We start from the raw sequence: 15,633 nt of genomic DNA, 5'->3' as shown, positions 1-15,633 counted from the left end.
TCACCGGGGGGTTTCGATGTGTGGTTTGAGCGGTGAGCTCCGGTTCGACGGCCGCCCGGCGGACGTCGCCGCAGTGGCCCGGATGAACGATGTGATGCACGACAGGGGCCCCGACGGGGCCGGCCTGTGGTCGCTGGGGCCGGTCGCCCTCGGCCACCGGCGCCTGAGGATCATCGATCTGTCGGACCGGGGTGCCCAGCCGATGGTGGACAGCGACCTCGGCCTGACGGGAGTCTTCAACGGATGCCTGTACAACTACCGTGAGTTACGGCGCGAGCTGGAGGGTCTGGGCTACCGCTTCTTCTCCACCTCCGACACCGAGGTGCTGGTGAAGTCCTTCCACCGCTGGGGGAGTGGCTGCGTCGACCGCTTCAGGGGCATGTTCGCCTTCGCGGTCGCCGAGCGCGACACCGGCAGGCTCACCCTCGGCAGAGACCGGCTGGGGATAAAACCGCTGTACGTCACCCAGGACGCGAGGCGGCTGCGTTTCGCCTCGTCGTTGCCCGCGCTGCTCGCCGGGGGCGGGGTGGACACCGGCATCGACCGGGTCGCCCTGCACCACTACATGACGTTCCACTCGGTGGTGCCCGCCGAGCGCACCATCCTCGCCGGGGTGCGCAAGCTCCCCCCTGCCACGGTGCGCACCGTCGAACCCGACGGCACCGTCACCGACCACCTCTACTGGCAGCCGCTCCACACCCGCTCGGCCCTGCCCGAGTACGCCGGGCTCACCCCGGACGAGTGGTGCGAGGCCGTGCTCGACCAGCTGCGGACGGCCGTACGCAGGCGCATGGTCGCGGACGTGCCCGTGGGCGTGCTGCTGTCGGGGGGCCTGGACTCCAGCCTGATCGTCGCGCTGCTGGCCGAGGAGGGTCAGGCGGGCCTCGCGACCTTCAGCATCGGGTTCCCGTCGGCGGGAGGGGAGCGGGGGGACGAGTTCGTCTACTCCGACCTGGTCGCCAGGGAGTTCGGCACCGATCACCGGCGCATCCTCATCGACGACACCCGCATGCTGCCCGCCCTGGAGCACGCGGTGCTCGCCATGAGCGAGCCGATGGTGAGCCACGACTGCGTCGCCTTCCACCTGCTGTCGGAGGAGGTCTCCAAGCACGTCAAGGTCGTCCAGTCAGGCCAGGGCGCCGACGAGGTGTTCGCCGGCTACAGCTGGTACCCGCCGCTCGCCGGCGTGTCGCGCGAGGACGCCGCCGCCGTCTACGAGAGGGAGTTCTTCGACCGCTCGCACGCGGCGCTGGCCGGGATCCTGTCCCCCGAGTACCTGCTGGACGAGGACGTCAGCGGCGACTTCGTCCGCCGTCACCTCGCCAGGCCAGGCGCGGACACCGCGCTCGACGCGGCGCTGCGCCTGGACACGAACGTCATGCTCGTCGACGACCCGGTCAAGCGCGTGGACAACATGACCATGGCCTTCGGGCTTGAGGCCAGGACCCCGTTCCTCGACCACGAACTCGTCGAGCTGGCGGCGGCCTGCCCGCCCGAGCTCAAGCTCGCCTCCGGCGGCAAGGGCATCTTGAAGGGCGCCGCGCGCAAGCTGCTGCCCGCCGAGATCATCGACCGGCCCAAGGGGTACTTTCCGGTCCCGGCCATCAGGCACATCCACGGTCCGTATCTGGAGCTCGTCAGGGAGGCGCTGACCGGCCCCGCCGCGAGGGCCCGCGGCCTGTTCGACCAGCCATATGTCGACAAGTTGCTGGCGGCTCCGGACGAACACCGCACTACCCTGGGGGCGAACGCGTTGTGGCAACTCGGACTCCTGGAGCTGTGGTTGCAGGCACAAGGAGTTTGATGACCGAAATTCTCGGCGCCCGTTCCCGCCCCTCGATGGGCACGGGCCTGACCGCCTGGAGCTGCCGGGCGCCCGCCCTGGCGCCCGACCTGAGCGCCGTCGCCTTCATCGGCGACCGGGACGGCTCGCCGAGGGTCTGGATCCAGCCCCTCGGAAGAGACCTGGAGGCGTGGCCTCCCGGGGAGCTCGAGGATCTCCTGGATCTCCACCAGGAGGACCGAGGCGCCTGGCCGATCGACACGGGGGCCGAGCCCGTCGCCGACGTGAGCTGGTCCCCCGACGCCCGCAGGCTCGCCGTCCTCGTCGTGCCCGGCGGAGGGGAGCACACGCAGGTCTGGACGGTGCGGGCCGACGGCGGCGACCTGCGCCCGCTGGCCGCGCCCGAGGGCGGGTCGGCGTCGTTCGTGCGCTGGACGGGCCAGGGGGAGGTCCTCCTCGTCGCGGAGGTCTCCTCCTCCGGCCGTACGGACGCGGTGCTGATCGACGCGGGCTCGGGAAGCCGGGAGGTGATCGCGGCGGGGGCGCTCATGCACCCGGCCGCGGTGAGCCGTGACCACCGGCGGATGCTGCTGCGGCGCGGCCCGCGCGGCGTGCGCCGGATGTACGTGGCCGATCTTCCTGCCCTCGCCGGCGACCCCACGGGCCACCCTCCCGCCCTCGCCGGCGATCCCGCGGGTCCCGGCGCCCTCGTTCCCGGTCTGTCCCATCCCGGGGATCTCGCCGCGGACCCGTCCGGTGACCTCTCCGCCGACCTTCCCGCCGGGATTCACCTCGACCTGCCCACCGAAGATCTCTCCGATCTCTCGCCCGGCCTGCCCGCCGACCCTCCGGCCGGGATTCGCGTCGATCTTCCCGCGGGCCATCTCGAAGACGTCCCGCCCGGCCTGCCCGCGAGCCTTCCCGACGAGGCCGCCGGTGACCTGCCGGGCCACGGGGAGCTGCCGTTGCTGGCCGGGCTGACCGGCACCACCGACTACGGCATCCTCTCTCCCGACGGGAGCACCGCCTACCTGCTGTCCGACGTCGGCCGCGACCGGGCCGCGCTGGTCGCGGTGGGCGAGGACGGGGTGGGCGTCGTGCTGGCCGAGCGCTCGGACGCCGAGCTGGACCAGTTCGCGCTGAGCTCCGACGGCCGCCGCGCGGTGCTGGTGTGGAACGACTCCGGCCGCTCGGAGCTGGAGGTGATCGAGCTGGACACCGGCCGGACGCGTCCGCTCCCGCCCCTGCCCGCCGAGGTGGTGTCCTCGATCAGGGTGTCCCTGGACGGCAGTCTCGCCGTCCTGGCCGCCGAAGGGCCCGGCCACCCCTCCCACGTGCTGCTCTGCGACCTGGAGGTGGGCGGCTACCGGCGGATCGCGGGATCGGACCGGATCCCCGAGGCGGCCGGCGCGGAGCTGATGCGCTTCCAGGCGGGCGACGGCATGGAGCTGACCGGCTGGCTCTACCGCGTCCCCGGCGTCCCCGGCCCCGCGCCCTTCGTCGTCTACCTGCACGGCGGCCCCGAGAGCCAGGAAAGACCCACCTTCAACCCGCTGTTCCAGAACCTGCTGGCCGCCGGGATCGGGGTGTTCGCGGCGAACATCCGCGGCTCGTCGGGTTTCGGCCGGGCCTTCCGCAACGCCGACAACCACGCCCTCCGCTTCGACGCGATCAACGACGTCGCCGACTGCGCCCTGGAACTGGCACGGGCGGGCATCGCCGACCCGGCCAGGATCGCCTGCATGGGCCGCTCCTACGGCGGCTACCTCACGCTGGCCGCCCTCGTCACCCACCCGCGCCTCTTCCGCGCCGGAGTCGACGTCTGCGGCATGGCCGACTTCGAGACCTTCTACGAGCGGACCGAGCCGTGGATCGCCGCGGCGGCGGTCAGCGAGTACGGGCACCCCGTCACCGACCGCGAGCTGCTGCGGGCCCTGTCACCCCTGCACTCCTTCGACCGGCTCGCCGCTCCGCTGCTGGTCGTGCACGGCGCCCAGGACACCAACGTCCCCCTGTACGAGGCCGAGCAGGTGCTCCAGGCGGCGCGGGCCCGTCAGGTGCCCTGCGAGCTGCTGCTGTTCGAGGACGAGGGGCACGAGATCCGGCAGATCCCGAACCGGGTGACCTTCGTCAAGAACGTCGTCGAATGGCTCAGATGGCACCTCGCGGTCCCCGATTCGGAGTGAGGCCGCCTCACTCCGGCACCCCGGAGCGAGGCCGGTCACCGTGGCGAGGGAGGCCGTTGGCACCTGGCGGCCCCCGACCCGGAGCGAGGCCCGACGCCGGTCTCACCTGGGCGTGAGACCACGGGGGGATGATCGCGCCCATGTGGGGAGGGGCCCGGTGCCGGTCTTAGCCGGGCGCGAGGCCGGTCACCGCGGCGTGGGGGGCGCCGCCTCCGTCTCGGTCCGGCCGGTCCTTGTGGCGAGCACCTCCAGGGGGTTGGCGAGGAGCTCGGAGAAGGCGAGTTCGGCCGCGCCGACCAGGGTGGCGTCGTCCCCGAGGGCCGAGACGCGCAGCCGCACCCTCTCCCGGGAGATCACCAGCACGTTCGCCTCCACCCGCCTGTGCACCTGGGCCGCCGCGCCCGGGTAGACCTCGCGCAACATCCCGCCGAAGATCACCAGGCCGGGGTTGAAGAGGTTGATCAGGTTCGCCACCCCGATGCCGAGCCAGTCGCCGATCCGGAGCAGCGCCTCCGTGGCCGCGGGGTCCCCTCGGTCGGCGGCCTCCACCACGGCTCGTACGCCCTCGCGGCCGGTGAGCTCGGAGGAGCGGCCGGCGGCGTCGATCAGGGCCTGCTCGCCGACCTCCGCCTCAAGACAGCCGCGCGAGCCGCACCCGCAGGGCCGTCCGTTGTACGGGTTCACCATCATGTGCCCGAGCTCGCAGCCGTACCCGCCGTCACCGTCGAGCAGCTTGCCGCCGACGATGATCCCGCCGCCCACGCCGACGTCCCCGTGCAGGTAGACCAGGTTCTGGAAGCCGACGCCCACCCCGCGTTCGAGCTCGGCCAGCGCGCCCAGGTGAGCCTCGTTGCCGACCGCCACCGGGAGCCCGAGTCCCAGCCTGAGACCGAGTTCGGTGCCGAAGGCCTGGTCCACCCAACCCATGTTCGGCCCGAAACGCACCATCCCGTCACCGGGCCTGATCATGCCGCAGTAGGCGGCGCCGACCCCGACGCACACCGAGTCCGAGGGTGCCTCGCGGTCCATCTCGCGGGCGAAGGCGGCGAGGGTGCCGACCACGTCGTCGAGATCGGCCCCGGCGCGGGGCCGGACCGCCTCCCTGCGGTCCAGGATCGTTCCGCCCAGCCCGACCCTGGCGGCGACCAGCCGGTCCACGCGCACGTCGAAGGCCATCACGTGGAACCGGCAGGACTCCGGGCGGACCACCAGCGACGGCCGGCCCGCCTTGCCGGTGTCCTTGGGGAGCTCTTCGCGGACCAGGCCCGCCGAGGTGAGGTCCGCGGTCAGTCCCATGATCGTGCTGCGGTTCAGGCCCATCCGGTCGGCCAGTGCCGTGCGGGAGAGCGGGCCGCCCAGGTGGACGTGCCGGAGCAGAACGCCAAGGTTGTGCCGGCGAATCTCCTCCTGGGAGCGACCGGCTTTCAGCATCGTGGGAATCCTGACGACTGAGGGCTTGCCAACGTGGTGCGTCACGACGGCGGGACAGGATCGCCACGCCGACCTGAGGCACTGTGATAGATCCTGTCACACCGGGGGAACCCCGGCCGATGGCTGCGGAAGCGTTTTCCGTCACTCCTGGCCGGCGCCCCGGGCTCGCCGTTCGGAAGGTGCCGGATCTCGCGATCACAGATTATGAATCTACATTGTAAAGGGCGCGGTCCGGTGAAGAACGCCGGAGGTGTTCCAACTGTCGGAACTGTGAGGAGTGCGGTGCGGACAGCCACATTAGTGTCCGGACGTGACGGCCGGCGACGCGGTGTCGGCGCTCGTCGATCGTGCGGGCCGGCCGGAACGCGAAGAAAGGCGCTCGCGCGTTCGTCGGGCGCGGGCCTTCGGACTTCACCGATTCCTGACCATGCGGTGACATACCACCAAGCTGGAAAGGAAGACCGGTCCACCGGGCGGCGTCGGTACGGAGGGAAGGGAACAGTCACATATGTCAGGTCCTTTGGAAGGCGTCAGGGTCATCGACCTCGGCCGGGTCGCGTCGGCGCCGTTCGGAGCTCTCATACTGGGCGACCTCGGCGCGGAAGTCATCAAGATCGAGGATGTCAACGGCAGCTTCGACCGCCGGATCGGGCAGCCGAGCCGTAACGGTGTGGAGGCCTTCTTCATCAACACGAACCGGGGTAAGAAGTCCATCGCCCTGGATCTTCGTTCGCCCGAGGGGCGCGAGGCCGCACTCACGCTGATCGCCGATTCGGACGCGGTGGTCGCGAACTTCCGGCCGGGTGTGCTGACGGCGATGGGCCTGGACTACGAGGCGATCCACGCTCGCAACCCGCGGGTCGTCGTCGCCGAGATCACCGGCTTCGGGGAGAGCGGCCCGTACCGGGACATGCCCGCGTTCGATCCGGTGATCCAGGGTCTGGCCGGCATGATCGCCCTGCAGCGGCCGGCCGCCGGCGGGCCGCCGGACGTCATCCACAACATGATCGTCGACAAGATCACTTCGCTGTTCGCCGCCAACGCCATCAGCGCGGCGCTCTACGCGCGCGAGCGCACCGGTCTGGGGCAGCGGCTGGAGATTCCGATGCTCGACTCGGCCGTCTACTTCCTGTGGCCCGAGGGCATGGCGGACCAAACGTTCGTCGGCGACTTCGAGGCCGGCCGGATGGGGGTCAAGACGCTGCGGCTCACCGAGGTCGCCGACGGCTTCGTCGTCTACATGGCCATCGCCCTGAAGCAGCGGCTCGGTCTGCTCGACGCCGTCAACCGGTCCGACCTGCGCACCGACCCGCGGTTCGCCACGCAGAGCGAAATGATCAAGCGCGAGAATCTCGACGCGCTCGAAACGATTGTCCGCGAGGAGGCGCTGAAGTTTCCCAAGGAGGACTTCATCAAGCGCATGAACGACGCGGGGGTGCCCTGTGGGCCGGTGTTGGAGACCTCTCAGGTGGTGCGCAACGAACACGTCGAGCAGGTCGGTCTGCTGCGTCAGTGGACACATCCGGTCGGTGGTGAGGTGCGTTCGCCGCGCCCGCCGGTCCGGTTCAGTGACACCCCGGCCGATCCGACGCTGGAACTGCGCCCCTTGGGGGGCGACGGTCCTGATCTGTTGCGCGGCAGCGGCTACAGCGAGGAGCGCATCGCCGAACTGATCGAGGCGGGCGTGCTCAATCCGGGCGAGCCGCGGTAACGTCCGCGTGATCACGGCGGCACGCCGGAGCCGCCTGCGCTGCGCCGGTGTACGAGGGCCGGATCAGGTGGCCGGGGAGGAGTCCGGGCCGAGCACCGCCGGTCGGCACAGGTAGGCGGCGCCTGCGATGACGACGGCGGCCACGATCAGTGACGTCGGCAGTCCCGCCGTGTCGGCGAGTACCCCGGTGGCGGTGGTGGCTATCGGGCGTACACCGAGGAAGGCGAGGAACCACAGCGCCATCACCCGGCCCCGGACCGAGTCCGACGCTTTTTCCTGGATCAGCGTCGTGACGCAGATGAAGGCGAGGGTCATGCCGATGCCGCTGAGTCCGAACGCACCCAGCGCCACCGGCGGGATCCAGGCGACCGCGAGCGCGAGCAGCCCCACCGCCATCAGCAGCATGCTGGCACCGGTGAGACGTTGCATGCTGACCCAGCGGCGGATCACCCCGAACAGCAGGAAACCCACGCAGGCACCGATGCCGAAGCCGGACGTCAGCCAGCCCGCCAGTGCGGAGCCGCCACCGAGGTCGGCGGCGATCGTCGGGGACAGGGTCACCGACGGTTCCGCGGCGACCCCGATCGCCGCCACCGCCAGCAGCAACGCCGGCAGCGGCGCATGGTCGCGGACATAGCGCAGCGACGCGGTCACCGACAGGTCGTCGATATCGGTCCCGACGGGCGTGGTGGCCCGCCGCACCCGCAGTGTCAGGACCGCGACAGCGTGGATGAGGTATCCCGCCGCGGCCACCAGCAGTGCCGCCACCGGTCCAAGATGCAGGGCCAGGAACGCGCCCGCCGCCGGCCCGATCGCCCGGGACAACGTCATCGGCACGCTACTCAACGCCATCGCCGCCGGCATCTCGCCGGGGCGGATCAGCAGCGGGATCATCGTCTGACTGGCCGGGCCGACGAGCACCAGACCGAAGCCCATCAGCGCCGCCGAGACGCACATCAAGACGGTGCCCTCGACGCTGCCGACCGGATCGAACGCCCACAGCCAGATCGCCATCGTCAGCGGCCCGACCGCCGACACCAGCCGGCCCAGCGCGATGAGCCGGCCGAGATGCCGGCGGTCGGCGAGTTTGCCGCTCAGCAGTGAGAAGATCTGCGGGACGTTCTGTGCCACGACCACCAGGGCGACGACGGAGGCGGAGTCGGTCAGTTCGTACGCCAGGATCGCGGTGACGATACTGAAGATCCACAGTCCGGTCGCGGCGCACGTGTTGGTCCAGAAGTACACTCCGTAGCGCGCGTCGAACATCAGCCGGTAGGAGCCCCGGGGGCGTGCCGTGCCGTGCAGTTTCGCCGTGGACACCGTGTGCCGCCTAATCCGCGACAGCGGTCAGCAGCGCCCACGTGCCGCCGGTGCCGCCGGTGAGGGCGGCATCGGTCAGCCAGTCGTCCCAGTGACGTACCGCCCCGAACTCGGAGCGCCATGCCAGAAGCCGGGTGGTGAACAGGTGCAGGTCGTGTTCCGCGGTCGTGCCGATCGCCCCGTGCACCTGGTGGGAGTTGCGCACCACCACCGACGCCGCGTGCCCGACGCAGGAGCGCGCCACGGCCACCGCGAACAGGGCCTCGTCGGTCAGCAGCGACTTCGTCGCGACCCGCACGGCGGCGTCGGTCGCCGCCCGTGCCAGCGACGTCTCCGCGGCGAGATCGCTGACGAGCTGCTGCACCGCCTGCAGTTTCGCCAGCGGGCGTCCGAACTGCACCCGTTGCGTGGTGTGCTCGACGCACAGTTCGAGGATCTTCTCCATCGCGCCGCACATCTGTACCGTACGTGCGAGTGCTCCTCGCAGCCGGAACTCGGCGACGACCTCGTCGGCGATCGGAACCCCGGCGAGCCGGTCCGTGGCCACCGTGACATGGTCGCGGGGTTCCCCGGCGAGGTTGTGCCCGGGACGCAGGGAGACCTCGGCAAGTGCCACGTCCGCGGCGTACCAGGTGCCGCCGTCGGACCAGAGCACCACCAGCGACCGCACGTGGCGAGCCCATGGCACGGCGGTGGCCGTCCCGTCGGCGTTCAGCACGCACGCCGAGCGCAGAGCGTTGTCGACGGGGAGCCCGGCCGTCTCCAGCAGCCAGCCGGCCAGCAGATCGTGTTCGGCCAGCGGCACCGTCGCGGCGTGTTCGGCGGCGGTGGCGAGCAGCGCCGCCGCCTCCGGCCAGCCCGCGCCGCTGCCGGAGTCGGACTCGCGGCCGGTCAGCCGGGTCAGGCCCAGCGATTCCAGGGTGTTCCACAGCTCGGTGTTGAAGGTGCGCTCGGTGGTCCGTGCGCCGGCGGTCCGCGTGTGATCCTTGAAGACCTGCCGCATCATGTCGAGTAGTTCGGCGTTGTCGTGGCCGGACATCAGCGCATCCCCAATCCGCGGGCGATCACGCCGCGCAGTACCTCGTTCGTGCCGCCGCGCAGTGTGAAACCGGGCCGTTGGATCAGGCTCTCGCGCAGTAGTCGCTCGTAGCGTTCGGCGCCCAGTGTGTCGTCCGAGATCAGGTCGGCGAACTCCGCCAGGTCGCCCTCGGTCGTCGTGCCGAGTAGTTTCACCAGCGCCGCCGCCGTGTCCGCGGGCTCGTCCCGTTGCAGGGCGCCCGCCACCGCCAGCGACATGCGGTGCAACCCGGTGAGCCGGGCGAAGAGCCGTCCCAGGTTCGCGTCGCGGCGTAGTGAGCCGTCACGCATCCCGTCGATGACCTCGGTGAACAGCTGGTAGGTCGAGAGCAGTCGCTCCGGGCCACTGCGTTCGAAGCCGAGTTCGTGGTTGACCTGCTTCCAGCCCTCGCCGATGGTGCCGAGCACCGACTCGTCGGGGACCAGCACGTCTTGGAGGAAGACCTCGTTGAAGTGGTGTGAACCGCCCATCGACACGATCGGCCGGATGTCGACACCCGGCGAACGCAGGTCGACGATGAACTGGCTCAACCCCTGGTGACGGTTCTTCGGGTCCTGCGGGGCGGAGCGGGCCAGTACGAAGAAGGCGTGTGAGCGGTGCGCGTTCGATGTCCACACCTTGTTGCCGGTGATCTGCCAGCCGCCGTCGACCCTGACCGCCCTGGTTCGTACGCTGGCCAGGTCCGAGCCCGAGTCGGGTTCGCTCATCCCGATCCCGAAGTACGCCTCGCCGGCGGCGATCTTCGGAAGGTAGCGCTGTTTTTGTTCCTCGGTACCGAACGCGAGCAGTGACGGCGCGATCTGCCGGTCGGCGATCCAGTGCGCCGCGACCGGGGCGCCCGCGGCGAGCAGCTCCTCGGTGACGACGAACCGTTCCAGATGGGTACGGCCCCGGCCGCCGTACTCGGTAGGAATGGTCATGCCGATCCAGCCGTGGGCGGCCAGCGTTCGGCTGAAGTCCTCGTCCCAGCCGGTGAGCCAGGTGTCCACCCCGGGGGTGAAAACGCCTTTCTGAGCGATCTCTCGGAGGAAACTTCGAACCTCAAGGCGGAGAGCCGTCATCTCTGACGTCTCCTCCAGAGCCGGAGGGACAAGATTGCCGAGCACCGTGCCTCCCTGATCGGTGGCAGTTTTTTCGTGAAAAACGCGTGAGGATCCTCAAAGCGCGTCGCCGCCGACTACAGCACACCGTTTATCCGGGTGACAAAGACGTTCTCGCAAACATTCGGATAGGAGCGACCTATGAGAGCGCCGAATACGTCCGCGTTCTTCGACGCCATAGGCGGCGCCTATCCGAATGTTCGACGGTTGCTCTTTGACGTTCCGGTGGCTCGTGCCGTGAACTGCTGTCGAGGATGGTCGGCTGGAGAGACGTCAAGGTCTGTGCGCCTTCGGCGGAAGGGAAGTGTCAGGCATGTCGAGCAGCACCGCAGCCGCCCCCGTCGGTTTCGCCGCCGTCGCCGCCGCCGATCCGGATCGTGTCGCCGTCATCGACACCGACGGCACGTCGATGACCTTCGGCGAGCTGGCGCGGCGGGTCAACCAGCTGTCCCGGGCACTGCGGGAGAGCGGCCTGCGGCCCGGAGAGTGTGTTGTGGCGATGCTGCCCAACCGGCGTGCGTACTACGAGTTGCGGCTGGCCACCTTCCAGGTCGGGCTTTACTTCACCCCGGTCAGCCACCACTTCACCGCGGCGGAGATCGCATACATCCTGCGGGACAGCGGCGCCGGTGCCGTCGTCCTCGACGCGTCACTGATCGACGTCGTCGCGCCGGCCCTCGCCGAGGTGGACCTGGATCCGCGGCGGTGCATCTCCGTCGGCGGTGCTCCCGGCTGGGTCGACTACGAGGCACTGCTGGCCGGGTATTCGACGGCGCCGCTGGAAGATCCGATCGCCGGTGAGTACATGGGCTACACCTCCGGCACCACCGGCCGCCCCAAGGGCGTCCGCAAGGGGTTGTCGGGGAGGGCGCCCGCCGTGTCGGCGTTCACCATCGGATTCATGGGGCGCCTCGGGATCCGTCCCGGCCGTGAGGTGCACCTGGCGGCCGGCCCGCTGTACCACGCGGGACCGGGCACGTTCTCGTTCATGGCCCTGCAGTTCGGGCACACCGTCGTGGTCGCCGAGCGCCCTCGTCCGGAGAAGATCCTCGCCCTCGTCGAGCGGCATCGGGTGTCGGTGACGTTCACCGTGCCGACGGTCGTGCATCGGCTGCTGCGGTTGCCCGAGGAGGTCCGCGCTCGCTACGACGTGTCCAGTATGCGTGCCATGGTGCTCTCCGGCGCGTCGTGCCCGCCGGAGGTCAAGCGGGCCGCGATCGCCTGGTTCGGGCCGGTCGTCTGTGAGTTCTACGGCACCACCGAGGGGTCGGCGGCCGCGCTGAACTCCGAGGAGTGGCTGAGCAAGCCGGGGAGCGTGGGACATCCCCTGCCGGGAATGCGGCTGCGGATCCTGGACGCCGACGGCGTCGAGTTGCCCACCGGAGAGATCGGCAACGTGTACTTCATGCCGCCGGTGCCGTTCGAGTACCACAACGATCCGGACAAGACCGCCTCGGCGATGCGTGACGGGTTCTTCTCCGCCGGTGATCTGGGTTACCTGGACGCCGACGGCTGGCTGTACATCGTCGACCGGCGCGTCGACCTGATCCTCTCCGGCGGGGTGAACGTCTACCCCGCCGAGATCGAGGTGGCGCTGATCACCCACCCGGCCGTCGCCGACGTCGCGGTCATCGGCGTGCCCGACCCCGACTGGGGGCAGCGGGTCGTCGCCGTCGTACAGCCCGAGCCCGGTACGCGGGCCGGCGACGCGCTCGCAGAGGAGCTCACCGAGCACTGCCGAGCCGTGCTGGCCGGATACAAGGTGCCCAAGGCTTTCGAGTTCCGGGGGGAGCTGCCCCGCAACGGTGCCGGCAAGCTGCGGCGCAGCGAGGTGCGAGAGACGTTCCTCGCCGATGAGTGAGATGAGTGACGAGTCGCACCACACCGTCGACCGCCGCGAGGCCACGACCGTAAGGGAAGAACCATGAGAGACGCGGTGATCGTCGACGCGGCCCGTACGCCGGTCGGTAAGCGCAACGGTGCTCTGGTCGGCCTGCATCCGGGTGATCTGTCGGCGTGCGTGCTGCGTGCGATCGCCGAGCGCAACGGCCTTGACCCCACCGAGATCGACGACGTGGTGTGGGGCTGCGTGACGCAGGTGAGCGAGCAGTCCGGCAACATCGGGCGGGTGTCGGTGCTCAGCGCCGGATGGCCCGAGTCGATCCCGGGCACCACCGTCGACCGGCGCTGCGGCTCGGGACAGCAGGCCGTGCACTTCGCGGCGGCGTCGGTGATCGCCGGGCACTACGACATCGCGATCGCCGGTGGCGTCGAGTCGATGAGCCGGGTACCGATGGGCTCCAACGTGCAAGACGGGCAGCAGTACCCGGAGTCGGTGCTGGAACGCTACGGCGTCGGCGGTTTCAACCAGGGCATCGGCGCGGAGCTGGTGGCCCGGAAGTGGAAGCTGTCGCGCGCCCGGCTCGACGAATACTCGGTGCGTTCGCACCGGCTGGCCGCGACGGCGATCGACGCGGGAGCCCTCGACGCGCAGCTCGTTTCGGTGAACGGGCTGCTCACCGCCGACGAGGGGGTGCGCCGGGGCAGCACCACCGAGGTGCTGTCCGGGCTGCGCACCGTGTTCCGCGAGGACGGTGTGATCACCGCCGGTAACTCGTCGCAGATCTCCGACGCGGCGGCGGCGTTGCTGATCACCACCGGTGAGCTGGCGGCGGCGCGAGGTCTGCGGCCGATCGCCCGGATCCACACGGTGGCGCTGGCCGGCGACGACCCGGTGATGATGCTGACCGCGCCGATCGAGGCGACCGCGAAGGCGCTGCGCCGGGCGGGCCTGAGCATTGACGACATCGGCGTCTTCGAGGTCAACGAGGCGTTCGCGCCGGTGCCGCTGGCCTGGCAGGCCGAGACCGGGGCGAGGACCGAGCGGCTGAACCCGCTGGGCGGGGCGATCGCGGTCGGGCACCCGCTGGGCGCCTCCGGCGGGGTGCTGATGACCCGGATGGTGCACCACATGCGTGACAACGGCATCCGTTACGGCCTGCAGACGATGTGCGAGGCCGGCGGCCTGGCGAATGCCACGATCCTCGAACTGCTGTAGACGGCGCTGGAAGAGACGAGACGATGAAGAGCACCCTGTACGGCCCCGATCACGAGGCGTTTCGCGCGACGGCGCGTGAGTTCCTCAACCGGGAGGTCGTGCCGCACTATCTCGACTGGGATGAGGCGAAGATCGTTCCCAGGGGCATCTTCCGCAGGCTGGGTGAGCTGGGCGTGCTCGGTGTCCAGATCCCGGAGGAGTACGGCGGGGGCGGGCAGGACAGCTTCCTGTTCTCGGCGGTCTGGATGGAGGAGACCCAGCGCGCGTACGTGAACCTGGGCGGCCTGGCCGTGCACATGAACGTCGTGCTGCCGTACTTCCTGTCGTACGCGAACGAGGAGCAGAGGCGGCGCTGGCTGCCCGGCATGGCGTCCGGCGAGTTGATGACGGCGATCGCGATGACCGAGCCGGGAACGGGTTCGGACCTGGCCGGTATCGCCACCACCGCGCGGCTCGACGGTGAGCACTGGGTGCTCAACGGGGTGAAGACGTTCATCACCGGCGGTATCCACGCCGATCTGGTCGTGGTGGTGGCACGCACCGGCCAGGGCGGCGGACGTCGCGACGGGTTGTCGCTGCTGGTGGTCGAGAAGGAGATGGCGGGCTTCACCCGGGGCCGCAACCTCGACAAGGTGGGTCTGCGCACGCAGGACACCGCCGAGTTGTTCTTCGACGACGTCCGGGTGCCGGCGGCGAACCTGCTCGGTGAGGAGGGCGGGGCCTTCGGCTACCTGACCGGCAACCTGCCGCAGGAGCGTCTCGGTATCGCCGTCGCCGCGCAGGGCGCGGCGGAGGCGGCTTTGGCGGCGGCGCTGGAGTACGTGGCGAACCGCAAGGCGTTCGGTGTGCCGGTGGCGTCGTTCCAGAACACGAAGTTCGAGCTCGCGTCGTGCGCGGTGGAGATCGAGGCGGGCCGGGCACTGCTGGAGAAGGGCCTGGCGGAGCACGAGGCGGGCGAGCTCGGCCCCGTCGACGCCGCCAAGATCAAGATCTTCTGCACCGAGATGCAGTCCCGTGTCGTCGACCGCTGCCTTCAGCTGCACGGCGGATACGGCTACATGCGCGAGTACCCGATCGCCCGGCTCTACGCCGACGCCCGGGTCACCCGCATCTACGGCGGCACCACCGAGGTACTCAAGACGATCATCGCGAAGTCGTTCGGGCTCTGACGGTCACAAGGGGAAGACAATGAATCTCGATGGACTCAACACGGCCGTCACCGGGGGGGCGTCCGGCCTCGGCCTGGCCACCGCCCGCCGGCTGATCGCCGCCGGCGGGACGGTCACCGTCATCGACCTGCCCACCTCCGACGGGGCCGCCGTCGCCAAGGAGCTGGGGGAGCGGGCGCACTTCGCGCCGGGCGACGTGACCGACCCGGAGTCGTTCGCCGCCGCCCTCGACGTCGCCGACGCGCGCGGCGGGCTGCGCGGGCTCGTGCACTGCGCCGGGGCCTCCCGCAAGGTGCGTGTCATCGACAGGGAGGGCCGCCCCGGCAGCCTGGAGGACTTCGAATGGACGATCAGGCTCAACCTGATCGGCTCGTTCAACGCGTTGCGCCTTGGCGCGGAGCGCATCGCCCGCCAGGAGCTCGTCGACGGTGAGCGCGGCGCGATCGTGATGACCGCCTCGGTGGCGGCGTTCGAAGGTCAGATCGGCCAGATCCCCTACACCGCGTCGAAGGCCGGCATCGTCGGCATGACCATCGTCGCCGCCCGCGACCTGGCCGGCCGCGCTATCCGGGTCTGCACCATCGCCCCGGGCATCATGGACACGCCGCTGCTGGCCCGGTTGCGCGACGACGTCAAGAAGTCGCTGGAGGCCACCGTGCCGAACCCGGCCCGGCTGGGGCGCACCGACGAGTTCGGGCAGCTCGCCGCCACCATCCTGGAGAACGGCTACCTCAACGGGGAGACCATCCGCCTCGACGGTGCCATCCGGATGGCACCCCGCTGACGTGCCGGCTCAC

At 70.3% G+C, this 15,633-nt stretch carries 11 protein-coding genes; 7 read left to right on the top strand and 4 right to left on the bottom strand.

Going from position 1 to position 15,633, the window contains the following annotated elements; genetic code table 11:
* The first annotated feature begins 16 nt into the window (after positions 1–16).
* Together ABT352_RS32470 and ABT352_RS32465 are read left to right on the top strand one after the other, a co-directional pair.
* Entirely contained in the window at positions 17–1,804 is a 1,788-nt protein-coding gene (locus tag ABT352_RS32470) for an N-acetylglutaminylglutamine amidotransferase (RefSeq protein ID WP_350948811.1), read from the top strand.
* Positions 1,804–3,969: a S9 family peptidase gene (locus ABT352_RS32465; RefSeq protein ID WP_350948810.1), complete on the top strand. Its 2,166-nt coding sequence runs from the start codon at positions 1,804–1,806 to the stop codon at positions 3,967–3,969. Before ABT352_RS32470 ends, ABT352_RS32465 begins: the two co-directional genes overlap by 1 nt.
* 186 nt (positions 3,970–4,155) lie before the next feature.
* Here ABT352_RS32465 and ABT352_RS32460 read toward each other — a convergent pair whose 3' ends face one another.
* Positions 4,156–5,400, bottom strand: coding sequence for an ROK family protein (locus ABT352_RS32460; protein ID WP_350948809.1), 1,245 nt, complete (start codon positions 5,398–5,400; stop codon positions 4,156–4,158).
* Positions 5,401–5,908: 508 nt separating this feature from the next.
* Between ABT352_RS32460 and ABT352_RS32455 the strand changes: the two genes are divergently transcribed.
* Positions 5,909–7,111 carry a CaiB/BaiF CoA transferase family protein gene (locus ABT352_RS32455; protein WP_350948808.1) on the top strand — a complete coding sequence of 401 codons (1,203 nt, stop codon included), beginning with the start codon at positions 5,909–5,911 and terminating at the stop codon, positions 7,109–7,111.
* A gap of 63 nt (positions 7,112–7,174) precedes the next feature.
* On the opposite strand, the gene ABT352_RS32450 is transcribed toward ABT352_RS32455, so the two are convergent.
* From ABT352_RS32450 to ABT352_RS32440, 3 genes are read right to left on the bottom strand one after another with little or no spacing between them, the layout of a single operon-like run.
* Complete coding sequence (locus tag ABT352_RS32450; protein WP_350948807.1) at positions 7,175–8,431, bottom strand: MFS transporter; 1,257 nt, start codon at positions 8,429–8,431, stop codon at positions 7,175–7,177.
* Between the two features lie 10 nt (positions 8,432–8,441).
* Entirely contained in the window at positions 8,442–9,470 is a 1,029-nt protein-coding gene (locus tag ABT352_RS32445; RefSeq protein WP_350948806.1) for an acyl-CoA dehydrogenase family protein, read from the bottom strand.
* Positions 9,470–10,570 (bottom strand): acyl-CoA dehydrogenase family protein, encoded by a 1,101-nt coding sequence (locus ABT352_RS32440; RefSeq protein ID WP_350948805.1) that lies wholly within the window; start codon positions 10,568–10,570, stop codon positions 9,470–9,472. Before ABT352_RS32440 ends, ABT352_RS32445 begins: the two co-directional genes overlap by 1 nt.
* Positions 10,571–10,922: 352 nt before the next feature.
* Here ABT352_RS32440 and ABT352_RS32435 point away from each other — a divergent pair, with 352 nt between their 5' ends.
* The 4 genes from ABT352_RS32435 (at position 10,923) to ABT352_RS32420 (ending at position 15,620) form a co-directional block, all read left to right on the top strand.
* Positions 10,923–12,470 carry an AMP-binding protein gene (locus ABT352_RS32435; RefSeq protein ID WP_350948804.1) on the top strand — a complete coding sequence of 516 codons (1,548 nt, stop codon included), beginning with the start codon at positions 10,923–10,925 and terminating at the stop codon, positions 12,468–12,470.
* Between the two features lie 63 nt (positions 12,471–12,533).
* Positions 12,534–13,667: a thiolase family protein gene (locus ABT352_RS32430; protein WP_350948802.1), complete on the top strand. Its 1,134-nt coding sequence runs from the start codon at positions 12,534–12,536 to the stop codon at positions 13,665–13,667.
* A 23-nt stretch (positions 13,668–13,690) separates the two neighbouring features.
* The gene (locus ABT352_RS32425) at positions 13,691–14,836 is read left to right on the top strand and encodes an acyl-CoA dehydrogenase family protein (RefSeq protein ID WP_350948801.1); all 1,146 of its coding nucleotides are present in this window, start codon (positions 13,691–13,693) and stop codon (positions 14,834–14,836) included.
* 19 nt (positions 14,837–14,855) lie between these two features.
* The gene (locus ABT352_RS32420) at positions 14,856–15,620 is read left to right on the top strand and encodes an SDR family NAD(P)-dependent oxidoreductase (protein WP_350948800.1); all 765 of its coding nucleotides are present in this window, start codon (positions 14,856–14,858) and stop codon (positions 15,618–15,620) included.
* Positions 15,621–15,633: the final 13 nt, after the last annotated feature.

The organism is Streptosporangium sp. NPDC000563 (genome assembly GCF_040299985.1).
Classification (GTDB): domain Bacteria; phylum Actinomycetota; class Actinomycetes; order Streptosporangiales; family Streptosporangiaceae; genus Streptosporangium.
Note: the sequence above shows the minus strand (reverse complement) of the source record. Positions and strands in the feature narration are given on the sequence as shown.

Excerpts from the sequence above, each read along its gene's own strand:
- ABT352_RS32455 (WP_350948808.1), top strand. The coding sequence starts at position 5,909 with ATGTCAGGTCCTTTGGAAGGCGTCAGGGTCATCGACCTCGGCCGGGTC.
- ABT352_RS32460 (WP_350948809.1), bottom strand. The coding sequence starts at position 5,400 with ATGCTGAAAGCCGGTCGCTCCCAGGAGGAGATTCGCCGGCACAACCTT.
- ABT352_RS32445 (WP_350948806.1), bottom strand. The coding sequence starts at position 9,470 with ATGTCCGGCCACGACAACGCCGAACTACTCGACATGATGCGGCAGGTC.
- ABT352_RS32425 (WP_350948801.1), top strand. The coding sequence starts at position 13,691 with ATGAAGAGCACCCTGTACGGCCCCGATCACGAGGCGTTTCGCGCGACG.
- ABT352_RS32440 (WP_350948805.1), bottom strand. The coding sequence starts at position 10,570 with ATGACGGCTCTCCGCCTTGAGGTTCGAAGTTTCCTCCGAGAGATCGCT.
- ABT352_RS32470 (WP_350948811.1), top strand. The coding sequence starts at position 17 with ATGTGTGGTTTGAGCGGTGAGCTCCGGTTCGACGGCCGCCCGGCGGAC.
- ABT352_RS32465 (WP_350948810.1), top strand. The coding sequence starts at position 1,804 with ATGACCGAAATTCTCGGCGCCCGTTCCCGCCCCTCGATGGGCACGGGC.
- ABT352_RS32430 (WP_350948802.1), top strand. The coding sequence starts at position 12,534 with ATGAGAGACGCGGTGATCGTCGACGCGGCCCGTACGCCGGTCGGTAAG.
- ABT352_RS32420 (WP_350948800.1), top strand. The coding sequence starts at position 14,856 with ATGAATCTCGATGGACTCAACACGGCCGTCACCGGGGGGGCGTCCGGC.
- ABT352_RS32435 (WP_350948804.1), top strand. The coding sequence starts at position 10,923 with ATGTCGAGCAGCACCGCAGCCGCCCCCGTCGGTTTCGCCGCCGTCGCC.